The organism is Undibacterium sp. RTI2.2 (assembly GCF_035018705.1).
Lineage (GTDB): Bacteria > Pseudomonadota > Gammaproteobacteria > Burkholderiales > Burkholderiaceae_D > Undibacterium.
Genome location: NZ_JASJXN010000003.1, coordinates 124,449 through 137,164, shown reverse-complemented (window position 1 = coordinate 137,164; position 12,716 = coordinate 124,449). Strand labels below are relative to the sequence as shown.

The 12,716-nt window shown below is 46.4% G+C and carries 5 protein-coding genes; 4 read left to right on the top strand and 1 reads right to left on the bottom strand.

The window, feature by feature from the left end:
* Positions 1–239 precede the first annotated feature (239 nt).
* Positions 240–2,588 carry a TonB-dependent receptor gene (locus QN395_RS02665; protein WP_322121069.1) on the top strand — a complete coding sequence of 783 codons (2,349 nt, stop codon included), beginning with the start codon at positions 240–242 and terminating at the stop codon, positions 2,586–2,588.
* Positions 2,589–2,695: 107 nt separating this feature from the next.
* Positions 2,696–3,799 carry a glycerophosphodiester phosphodiesterase gene (locus QN395_RS02660; RefSeq protein WP_416200168.1) on the top strand — a complete coding sequence of 368 codons (1,104 nt, stop codon included), beginning with the start codon at positions 2,696–2,698 and terminating at the stop codon, positions 3,797–3,799.
* A gap of 202 nt (positions 3,800–4,001) precedes the next feature.
* Here QN395_RS02660 and QN395_RS02655 read toward each other — a convergent pair whose 3' ends face one another.
* Positions 4,002–6,164, bottom strand: coding sequence for a carboxy terminal-processing peptidase (locus QN395_RS02655; RefSeq protein WP_322121071.1), 2,163 nt, complete (start codon positions 6,162–6,164; stop codon positions 4,002–4,004).
* Between the two features lie 547 nt (positions 6,165–6,711).
* On the opposite strand from QN395_RS02655, the gene QN395_RS02650 reads away from it, so the two are divergent.
* Together QN395_RS02650 and QN395_RS02645 are read left to right on the top strand one after the other, a co-directional pair.
* The gene (locus QN395_RS02650; RefSeq protein ID WP_322121072.1) at positions 6,712–7,410 is read left to right on the top strand and encodes a transposase; all 699 of its coding nucleotides are present in this window, start codon (positions 6,712–6,714) and stop codon (positions 7,408–7,410) included.
* A 509-nt stretch (positions 7,411–7,919) separates the two neighbouring features.
* The gene (locus tag QN395_RS02645) at positions 7,920–12,608 is read left to right on the top strand and encodes a glutamate synthase-related protein (RefSeq protein WP_322121073.1); all 4,689 of its coding nucleotides are present in this window, start codon (positions 7,920–7,922) and stop codon (positions 12,606–12,608) included.
* Positions 12,609–12,716: the final 108 nt, after the last annotated feature.

Sequence of the window (12,716 nt, the reverse complement as noted above, 5' to 3'; positions counted from 1 at the left end):
CGTAATAAACAAAACGTAATCTGCACCGCGATTGCTTTATTTATTTCTTTTTCAACGATCGCAGTGTGGTGTCCGATTATGGTCGACATCATAGTGTCACCATGGGTTTTAATATGAAAATTAATTCTACGAAAACAGCGTGCAAGAAAAGCTTCAGATCAAATCATTTAGGCCCACACAAGATACTCGCGGCTTCCCTTAGCTCTGCATTTTTCGCTTTAGCATTTGCTCAGCCAGCAATGGCGCAAAGCAAAGCGGTAGCGACGGATGAAGCACAAAAAAAGATAGTAATCGATTCAGCTAATGCCTCTGATAGCGCAAGTTCCGTAGCAGACTCCGCGACCACCGGTGCGCAGACTGTAGTGATTTCATCTCAGACGACTCGTTCTTCGGTATCGGTACGAGGCTTGGAAATTCAAAAAATATTGGCAGGTACTAATCCTGTAAAAGCGTTACAAACGCTGCCGGGTGTGAATTTTCAAACTGCCGATCCTTGGGGCAATAACGAACAAAATTTAACGCTGTTTATCCACGGCTTTAGTGGCCAGCAGCTTGGCTACACCATGGATGGCATACCTTTAGGCGATCAGCAATATGGTAACTACAATGGTCTTTCGCCACAGCGTGCAGTAATAAGCGAGAACGTCCGTAATGTTATTTTATCTTCTGGCGCGGGTGATCTTGCCACTGCATCAACCAGTAACTTAGGTGGCACGATAGAGACATTTTCTAGTGATCCCTTGGCGCAGCGTCGTACTAGTTTAGAGCAAACTTTTGGTAGCTACAGCACATCCCGTACCTTTGCTCGTTTTGATACAGGCCTATTTGGTGATGGCAATTCTGCGTATGTCGCTTTGATGCGTCAGGATGCAAAAGCGTGGGATTTTAACGGTAAGCAGGGCGGCAATCAGTTGAATGCAAAATTCGTACATGACACTGCTCCCGGCAAGTTGACGCTCTATTTTAATTACAACGATAAGACTGAACCAAACGAAGATAGCACGGTGCATGTCGCTGGCGAAACGAGCGCACCTTATACCCGTCCTTTCCTGTATCCCGATTTTGCAACAGCACTCAAATACGTATCGTCTACCGGCGCTACACCAGCGGCAGATGGGTCTAATTATCGTAACTACTACAGCGATGCACAACGGACTGATTATTTGGCCTATGCAAAATACGATGCCAATTTAAATGAGACTACCAAGTGGTCAAATCAGGTGTATTTCCATAAGGATGACGGCGCAGGTGTCGTCGCAGGTCCGATTGGCGCAGCGGGTTTGCCAGCGCTGTTTAGTGTGTATTTCCCGAATCAAAATCTGAAGCAAATTTTTGGTAATTCCGGCTATGCTACCCGTACTACCGAATACAAAATTGATCGCGGCGGTCTGATCTCTAATTTGCGTAAAGAATGGGGCGATCATCAGATCGAAGTAGGTGGCTGGTGGGAGCATAATAAATCGTCAGCATTCCGTCGTTGGTACGCTTTGGATGTAAACAATCCAAGCTCACCGTACGATAGACCAAGCAATCCTTTGATTACACAATATGGCAGCGAGATTGATAATAATGTTGTGCAGTTGCATTTGCAAGATGAGTGGAGTGTGCGGAAGGATTTGACGGTTCTGGCAGGGTTTAAATCCAGCCTGCAATTTGCAAAAGGTACCTTCCCGGTTCAACCTGCAATTGGTGCAATCTCCGGCGGCTCAAAGGCATTACCAGAGGGTGAGATCATTACCCGTAAATGGTTTTTGCCGCAAATTGGTGTGCGTTGGGACTTATCATCACGTGATCAGTTATTCGCTAATATCCAGCAAAATTTAAGACAGTTCGTGACTTATGGTGGCGGTGGCGCATCACCTTGGAGTCTGGCTAGTCAATCAGGATTTGATCTTTTTAAGAGTACCGCAAAGCCAGAAACTTCAGTCACATATGAGGTTGGTATGCGCAGCAGCCGCGATTTGAATTTGGGCGCGCTGAATAAAATCGATGGTCAGGTCAATTTATACTACGTTGATTTTAGTAATCGCTTGTTGCAAATTAGCCCGACGCCAGTGATCTCTTCTATTATCGGTGGCAATCCAATTTTGGCGAACGTCGGTAGCGTACAAACTACCGGTATTGATATTGCCGGGACTTTGCATTTTGGACGTAATTTTTCTTTTTATAACGCCTTGTCGTATAACCGTTCTATCTATTCGGATAACTACAATAATGGTGCCGCGACAGTGGCGACATCTGGCAAAAAAGTACCGGGCAGCCCTGAATGGATGAACAAGTTTGTCGCTACGGCGACTGAAGGTGATTTCGAGGCGCAACTGATCGGTGAATATATCGGCAAACGTTACGCCACCTACACCAACGATTTATCCGTGCCTGGTTACTTTATGGCTAGCTTAGCCTTAAGTGCAAAACTGCCGATGCTTGATAATGCCTTCCTGAAAAATACTAAAGTCAGGTTGAATATTACTAATCTGAACCAACAAACTGGCGCGTCTGTGGTCGTGGTTGGTGCTGCATCAGGTACTTACAACACCTTCCCGATTGCACCACGCCAGTTCTTTGTGACGCTCGGCACTAATTTTTAATTTACATTGAATTTTTGAGGACAATTTACATGACATTCAATCGTAGAAATTTTTTCACAACAACGCTGGGCAGTGTTGCCGCAATTGGTTTAACAGGTTTGATACCAATGCTTCCTGCCCTAGCACAATCAGCACAATCAGCACAATCAGCACAATCGACTCAAGGCGTTCAATCTATTTATGTGCCGACTAAGAAGGTAGAGGTATTCGCACATCGTGGTGCCAGCGCGTTGCGTCCGGAGCATACCTTAGCGTCTTATGCCAGAGCGATTGCCGATGGGGCAGATTATATTGAGCCTGATCTGGTGATCACCAAGGATGGTGTTTTGGTAGCGCGGCATGAGGCAGATTTGACTGAGACGACCGACGTCGCTAAGCACCCAGAGTTTGCCAGCAGGCGCACAACCAAAACAATTGATAGTCAAACTCACACTGGTTGGTTTGTAGAAGACTTCAGCTTGGATGAATTAAAATCCTTGCGTGCAGTTGAACGTTTGCCAAAAGTACGACCTGCGAACACCTTGTATGACGGCATGTTCCAGATACCTACCTGGGAAGAAATTATTGATTTTGTTGCCGCCCAATCCGCTACTAGCGGACGTGTAATTGGTCTGGTGCCGGAATTAAAAAGTTCTACGTATTTTGCGAAAGTCGGCTTACCTCTGGAAGACCGGTTTTTAAAGACAATCGAGGCGCATGAGTACACGAAGCACTGTCCGCTGGAGATTCAATCTTTTGAAATCGCCAATCTCAAATATTTGCGTAGCAAGTTAGGTGCGCCCGCTAAGCGTGAAAATATCCGTCTGATGCAGTTAGTCGCCGAGGGCAATTATCGCCCTAGTGATGTCGTTGCCGCTGGTGGTGATCTGACATTTGGCAAAATGACGACTGCCGAAGGGATGCGCACAATCGCGCAGTATGCTGATGTGGTCGCGCCACCAACGCGTGCGATTATTCCCTTATTAGTGGACGGACTACTTGGTACGCCAACTTCATTTGTCGCAGACGCGCATGCTGCTGGGTTGCTGGTGCATGTCTGGACTTTCCGTCCCGAGAATCGCTTTCTCGCGGCTGATTTTCGTGATGCTAACGGCGCGAATGCTCGTAATGAACTAGGTTCTGTCGCTGAGATGAAACGTTATATTGCAGCGGGGATTGATGGATTTTTTACGGATGACACTGCATTAGGTCGTTTGGCTGTAGGGCCTTGATGTAAGGCGAGTTCTACTCGATTTGATTTGATAAATTTGTCTTTGATAAGTTCGTTATTTAAAGGTGACACAAAAAAAAGTCCCACAGGATAAATTACCTTGCGGGACTTTTTTATTTAAGTGCACTTCGTACGTCGAATTTAATTTCTATTTTTGCAAAAACACACTTGCTGTTGTTGTAAAAATCCTCGTGATAATTTACTCAATCGTGTTTTTGGCTGGCGTTGAGTGCATTTGCTGGCAAAACCCGTGCCGCTAATTTGGCATTGGTTTTTAGTAAATCAACTTCGTCACTCAAAATATGAACGGCCTCGTTGAGTAAGATATCTTTTGCATTTTTCCGATCTTTTTCTGCAGCGATATCCGCAACAAGATTTCGTTCATTTGCTTGCAGGCCATCATCTAAAGCGTCTTTATTTTTGCTGGCAGTTTTCTTATCACCAGCTTCACTATTTTCACGCGATTTGATTTTGGCTTCTAATGTTTCTTTCTCTTTGCGACGGTCTGCCTCGTTGAGAGAAATGGTTTTTTTCTTGCGCAAAGTCTGGATTTCAGCAATATCTTCTTGCAGATATTGGAAATCTTTATCTTTTGCAATACGCGACTCATGTCTGACTGCCAGCATCGGTAACAAATCGCTCAGATCACCTGTGGGTTTGTAATCTGCTGCTTTAATTTGCGTCCAGGGCAGTGCGTTGTCATAGCTAGATTCACCAAAACTCTCCGTGTCAGTGCCGCTAGGGAAGCTGATATCCGGCGTCACGCCACGCAGTTGCGTTGTGCCGCCATTGATACGGAAAAACTGGGCAATCGTCATTTTGAGTTCACCAAATTTTGCCTTGGGATTTTGGGTCGCCTGATCTAGGTTGACGATGGTTTGCACGGTACCTTTACCGAAACTACCTTCACCAATAATCACACCACGACCATAGTCCTGAATCGCTGCCGCAAAAATTTCTGATGCCGATGCCGAGCCACGATTGATTAATATCCCCAGCGGACCATCCCAGGCAACGCCAGCGTTGGTATCACTTTCTACCGTTATTTTGCCTTGCGCATTACGCTGTTGCACTACTGGACCCTTATCAATAAATAAGCCTGTGAGTTCAATTGCCTCAGTTAAGGAGCCTCCGCCGTTGTCACGCAAATCGATTAATACGCTATCGACTTTGGCTTTTTTGAGTTCGTCCAATAAGCGGATGACATCACGTGTCGCACTTTTAAAATCTTTATCACCTTTCATGCGAGCATCAAAATCTTGATAAAAAGTAGGCAAAGAAATGACGCCTATCTGGCGTGTAACGCCCTCGCTCTGGATAGGGATAATCGATTTTTTAGCTGCCTGCTCTTCTAACTTAATTTTGTCGCGCACCAGCGACACCATTTGATGTTTTCCATCCAGGCTTACATCGGCAGGAAGAATGTCCAGCACCACGATTGAATCTTTGTTGCCACGTATCAGCTTGACGACATCATCAATACGCCATCCGACTACTTCCGTGATAGTACCTGTCTTGCCTTGTCCAACACCGACAATTCTGTCACCTGGTTTTAAACGATTAGACAGCGCAGCGGGACCGCCAGCGACCAATTCGCGTATGGTGGTGTAGTCATCACGCTCTTGAAGTACTGCGCCTATTCCAACTAGCGATAATTTCATCGAAATATCAAAATCTTCTGACGCGCGCGGGCCAAGGTAATTGGTATGCGGCTCAATCGACATCGCGTAGGAATCCATAAAAATCTGGAATACATCTTCACTCTTGTATTTGCGCACCCTAGACAATGAGCTGGTATAACGTTTTTCTAATGTCTCTCGAGTCGCAGCATCGTCTTTGCCAGCGAGTTTTAGACGCAGCCAGTCGTTCTTGACGCGCTTGCGCCAAAGGTCGCGGACTTCGTCTTCTGATTCCGGCCAGACAGCTTTATCTCGTCCGTAGGAATAGCTTTCTTTCTGGGTGAAGTCGAAACCTTTTTTCAGAATCTCACGAGCATACGTCAGGCGATCAACCAGACGTTTTTCATAGAGATTGAAAATCATGAACGGGACGTTCAGATTCTCTTGATAAATCGCATCGTCCAGCTGATTACGCGCACTGGAAATTTGATTGATATCGGCCTGCGTAAAAAATAATTTTTCTGGGTCAAGTGATTTCAGATAACGATCAAAAATCTTTTGAGACATCGCATCATCTAAGGGCGTCGCCTTGTAGTGGAAGCGGGTTAAGAAGCCAGCACTGACGCGTGCCGCCTGCGCTTGTTGTGGCAGGGGCATGAGTAATTGGTTTGTTGAAGAAGGTTCTAAGGTATCGGCTTGCGTTGATGCTGCAAAGGCAAGCATTAAGCACAATAGTTTTTTCTTCATGTGGGGTTCTCCAAATCGTCGCTCTGAAATTTAGCTTTAAAAATTAGCTTTGAAAATTAATTTTGAATTTTTAGTGCAGAAAATATAGCGCATGCGCCACGATAACCACACTATATGATGTAACAAAATGTACGCGCTGTCTGATTGTTTTTCTGTATTTGTCCGTACGGCGACATCTGCTTATTTCGACTAAAAAAGAACTAAATAGTTCGCATCAATCGGTCTCAGATTACCATTGTTTATTTTATCGTGAATTATCCGTCCTCTGAATCTGCCGATTTATTAAGACTTACACAAAACAAAAATACAAAGGACTAAGAGATGTCCCAGTACAGAGAATACATGGATGAAACTTTCTCTTCGTCTTTTCCGTATTTAAGCGGCGAGATATTTTCATGTATTTGCATCAGTCTGGTTGAGGCTGAATACGGTTAATTACTGCTGGATACCGCCGCCACATTACTTTGTGCCCGGTCGCTTGATTTACAATGCAATGCTTGTTTGCCCACCAATCTTACTCAATCTTATATTTAGCGACTTTTACACCATGGCCAGACTTAGCCGCCTCGTTATTCCGCGACAATTGCATCATGTTATTCAGCATGGGAATAATCATCAGGCGATTTTTCGTGAGTCGGCTGATTACGTCGCTTTTCTGGCTTGGTTAGGCGAGGCTGCCAAACAGTTTGAAGTTGCCATCCATGCTTATGTTTTATTGCCAGATCATGTCCATTTACTCGTTACTCCTGTGGACGAAGTGGGGCTGGGTAAGATGATGCAGTGGATTGGTCGTCACTATGTCCCTTATTACAATCGCAAATATGAGCGTACTGGCAGTTTGTGGCAAGGGCGGTATCGGGCGACGGTGATGGAGGCGGCTTTGTATTTTTTGCGCTGCTCTTTGTCTATAGAAAGTAATCCGGTTCGTAGCAAATTGGTGGCCGATGCGCAGGAATACCCTTGGTCTAGCTTCCAGCACCATATCGGTTTGAAAATTGATCCCTTAATTACTGATCATCCTTTGTATTGGAGTTTGGGGAATACGCCGTTTCAACGCGAAGCCGCATATCGGGACATGATGCAGCAGCCTTTATTGAGTTCAGAATTGAATTCACTGATGGATGCAACACTCAAAGGCTGGCTAATCGGCACTGAACAATTTAAAGCAGACATGACAAAGTCCACCGAGCGTCGGGTAGAGCCGATGAAGCGTGGGCGACCCAGAAAAGTGCTGTCTGCCATCTAAGGTGGCAACTAATTTGGCAACTATGCGAGTTTAAATTTGCTCTAATCTGGTTTTACGTTTGGTATGGATTCGCTGAAAGTTCCATTGGAATTTGATCTTTGCTTAATGCCTTTTTCCCATTCATATCAATATACTCCCCCATAATTCTGTGAAAAATGATGTATTGTCCAATAAATATATGGACAACCAATATATACATATGGGGAGTAATTTAAGTAAGCATTTCTATAAGCTTAGAATCCGCCCATATTTTATCGTCTGAAATCTAGCTCACTCGTGGGTGAATGTCCTCCCGCGACTTTTTCGTGCCAGCAAACGCATTCTTTAAATCGAATGCCATATTCTTAATGGGAACCGTTAAATAGCACTTATTTTTACTATGTCCCCAATTAAAATTTATTGAATTTAATTTTAATTTATTTTAACACTGACCCTAAATATTGTTATTGATGTTTCTGTTGCGCTGCACTACTCTACGATTCAACCTTAATTTTAAGTGGAGAATTATGATGCAAGCGCAAGGCCTGTACGACCCAGCAAATGAACATGACGCCTGCGGTGTAGGCTTTGTGGCACACATCAAAGGCAAAAAATCCCACGCAATTGTGGAGCAAGGTTTGCTGATTCTTAAAAATCTCGATCATCGCGGTGCGGTTGGTGCCGATAAACTGATGGGTGACGGCGCTGGTGTCTTGATTCAAATTCCAGATCAATACTTCCGTGAAGAGATGAGCAAGCAAGGCATAGAGTTACCACCGCCGGGCGAATATGGCGTGGGTATGATCTTTTTGCCGAAAGAACACGCCTCACGTTTGGCATGTCAGCAAGAGATTGAGCGCGCCGTGCGAGCAGAAGGCCAAGTTGTTCTGGGCTGGCGCGATGTGCCGGTTGATACCGAGATGCCGATGTCGCCATTAGTCCGCGAAAAAGAACCTGTGATACGTCAGATTTTCATTGGTCGTGGCGCAGATATCATGGTGACCGATGCGCTGGAACGAAAGTTATACGTCATTCGTAAATCGGCAGTACACGCGATCGAAGCGTTGAAGCTGCTGCACGGCAAAGAATATTTTGTGCCGTCGATGTCGGCGCGCACCATCGTCTACAAGGGTTTGTTGCTGGCCGATCAGGTCGGTGTCTACTACAAAGACTTGCAAGATCCTCGCTGCGTTTCTGCATTGGCGCTGGTGCATCAGCGTTTTTCAACGAACACATTCCCAGAGTGGCCATTGGCTCACCCCTACCGCATGATTGCTCATAATGGTGAGATCAACACGGTGAAAGGTAATTTTAACTGGATGCGCGCACGCGAAGGCGTGATGAAATCCGCAGTACTAGGCGATGATTTACAAAAATTGTATCCGCTGATTTTTGAAGGTCAATCCGATACTGCCAGCTTCGATAACGCGCTGGAACTCTTGGTCATGGCTGGTTATCCAATTGCACAAGCAATGATGATGATGATCCCGGAAGCCTGGGAAAATCACACGATGATGGACGACAACCGTCGCGCATTCTACGAATACCACGCTGCGATGATGGAGCCATGGGATGGTCCCGCTGCGATGGCATTTACCGATGGCCGCCAGATTGGTGGCACCTTGGATCGCAACGGTTTGCGCCCGGCGCGCTACATCGTGACGGATGATGATCTGGTCGTAATGGCGTCGGAATCCGGCGTATTGCCGATTCCTGAATCTAAAATCATCAAAAAATGGCGCCTGCAACCGGGCAAAATGTTTTTGATCGATTTAGATGCTGGTCGCATCATCGATGACAAAGAAATTAAAGATACCTACTCCAATGCCAAACCATACAAGCAATGGATTCAGTCTGTACGTATCAAACTCAACGCGTTAAAAGCAGAGCAAGCAGTAGAACCATCCAGCGCGACTTTGCTAGATCAGCAGCAGGCATTTGGCTATACACAAGAAGATTTAAAATTCTTGATGGCACCAATGGCAACCAGTGCTGAAGAAGCGATTGGCTCCATGGGCAATGACTCATCGCTGGCGGTGATGTCAAATAAATTGAAGCCTTTGTATAACTACTTTAAGCAGTTATTCGCGCAAGTCACCAATCCGCCTATCGATCCGATTCGTGAAGCGATGGTCATGTCGCTGGTATCATTTATCGGCCCTAAACCTAACCTGCTGGACACCAACAACATCAATCCTCCGATGCGTTTGGAGGTATCACAGCCAGTGCTGGATTTTGCCGATATTGCCAAACTGCGTAATATTAGCGCCAACACCGGTGGCAAATTCAAGTCCTATGAACTAGATATCTGCTACCCCGTCGCTTGGGGTAAAGACGGGATCGAAGCACGCCTGGCATCAATCTGCGCCGAAGTCGTCGATGCGGTCAAATCTGGTCATAACATTATGATCATCACTGACCGCAAGATGGATGCGAACAACGTCGCTATTCCTGCGCTGTTAGCAACTTCGACCGTGCATCAGCATCTGGTTAGTCGCGGTATGCGTACGATTACGGGCTTAGTGGTCGAAACCGGCTCCGCTCGCGAGACGCATCATTTCGCCTTGCTGGCAGGTTACGGCGCTGAAGCAGTACATCCTTACCTAGCAATGCAAACACTTGCGGCAATGGCAAAAGATTTGCCAGGTGATTTGTCCGCAGAAAAAGCGATGTACAACTACACCAAGGCAATCGGCAAAGGCTTGATGAAAGTCATGTCCAAGATGGGCATTTCCACCTATATGTCGTATTGCGGCGCGCAGATTTTTGAAGCAATCGGCCTCAATAAATCATTGGTCGACAAATACTTCAAAGGCACTGCCTCCAATGTGGAAGGTATCGGCGTATTTGAAGTCGCTGAAGAAGCATTACGCTTGCACAGTCTGGCATTTGGTAATGATCCGGTATTGGCAAATGCTTTGGATGCGGGCGGCGAATATGCCTTCCGTATTCGTGGTGAAGACCATATGTGGACGCCGGACGCGATTGCCAAATTACAGCATTCAACCCGGACTAATAACTATAATTCCTACAAAGAATACGCTCAGATCATCAACGACCAATCTAAACGTCATATGACCTTACGTGGTTTGTTTGAATTCAAAATTGATCCTGCTAAAGCGATACCGCTGGATCAGGTAGAGCCTGCCAAAGAAATTGTCAAACGGTTTGCGACTGGGGCGATGTCTTTGGGGTCGATCAGCACGGAAGCCCACGCAACCTTAGCGATTGCAATGAATCGTATCGGTGGAAAATCCAACACGGGCGAAGGAGGGGAAGATCCTGCGCGTTATCAACAAGAATTAAAAGGGATTCCGATCAAGCAAGGTGACACCTTGGCGTCGATTGTTGGTAAAGCCAATATCGAAGTCGATATGCCCTTATTGCCAGGGGATTCTTTACGCTCTCGTATCAAGCAGGTGGCGTCAGGTCGATTTGGCGTGACGACGGAATACCTGATTTCTGCTGATCAGATTCAGATCAAAATGGCACAGGGAGCCAAGCCGGGCGAGGGCGGCCAATTACCTGGGCATAAGGTATCGGAATATATTGCAAAACTGCGTTTTTCTGTCCCGGGTGTCGGCCTGATTTCCCCACCGCCGCATCATGATATTTACTCGATTGAAGATTTGGCGCAACTGATTCATGATTTAAAAAACGCGAATCCTAAAGCCTCAATTTCAGTCAAACTGGTATCCGAAGTCGGCGTTGGTACTGTTGCTGCGGGTGTCTCTAAAGCCAAGGCCGATCATCTGGTGATTGCGGGACATGATGGCGGTACTGGCGCATCACCTTTGTCGTCCGTTAAACATGCTGGTACTCCTTGGGAATTAGGTCTTTCCGAAACCCAGCAAACTCTGGTACTCAATGGATTGCGCGGACGGGTCCGTGTACAGGCAGATGGTCAGATGAAGACGGGGCGTGACGTAGCAATTGCCGCTATGTTGGGCGCGGATGAAATCGGTTTTGCGACTGCACCGCTGGTCGTCGAGGGCTGCATCATGATGCGCAAATGTCATTTGAACACCTGCCCTGTTGGTGTTGCAACACAAGATCCGATTTTGCGTGCTAAGTTTTCTGGCAAGCCGGAATATGTCGTTAACTATTTCTTCTTCGTTGCAGAAGAAGTACGTCAGATCATGGCGCAGTTGGGCATTCGTACTTATGACGAGTTGATTGGTCGCGTTGATTTGCTCGATAAGTCAAAAGCGATTGGGCACTGGAAAGCGAAGGGATTGGATTTCAGTCGTATTTTCTATCAACCGGATGTGCCTGCAGATACGCCGATCAAGCATGTTGATGTGCAAGATCATGGTTTAGAAAACGCGCTCGATAATAAGTTAATTGCACAGGCAAAAACGGCATTAGAGACGGGTGAAAAAGTCTCGTTTATTTCACCGATCAAAAATTTAAACCGCACCGTCGGTACCATGTTGTCCGGCGAAGTCGCTAAAAAATATGGTCATGCAGGATTGCCGGACGATACGATTCATATTCAATTGCAAGGCACAGCTGGTCAATCAGCCGGCGCGTTTTTGGCGCATGGCGTTACGCTGGATCTGGTTGGTGAAGGTAATGATTATGTCGGCAAAGGTTTGTCCGGCGGACGTATCATTATTCGGCCTAATACCGAGTTCCGAGGCTGGGCGGTAGATAACATCATCTGCGGCAACACCGTTTTATATGGTGCTATTTCTGGTGAAGCGTTTATCAATGGTGTTGCAGGCGAGCGTTTTGCGGTGCGTAACTCAGGTGCGTTGGCGGTAGTCGAAGGTACTGGCGATCATGGCTGTGAATATATGACTGGCGGCACCGTGATTGTGCTGGGTGACACGGGACGTAATTTTGCTGCGGGTATGTCGGGCGGTATTGCCTATGTCTACGATCCTGATGGCGAATTTGAAGCCAGATGTAATTTATCAATGGTCGCACTAGCACCAGTATTGGCGGGCGATGTGCAGGCAGCGACGGTTGATCCATCGCTTTGGCATAGCCGTTTGCGCGGTGGCGAAGGTGAGACCGATGAGGCGATTTTGCGTCATATGATAGAGCGTCACTTCAAACATACAGGCAGCACACGGGCGCGTAATTTATTGGACGACTGGGCGCGTGGACGCTCTAAATTCGTCAAAGTATTCCCGACAGAATATAAGCGCGCTCTGGCTGAAATGTACGCAGCAAAACAGGCGGGTAAAGCGAAAGAAACAATCGCTGCCTAATCGTACAGTGCGTATCGAGAGCACGGGATCACTTTCATATAGTCCCGTGCCAATCTCTCAGCATAGACAACAACATTGATAAGTTGGACAGGGCATCGCCCGCATCAA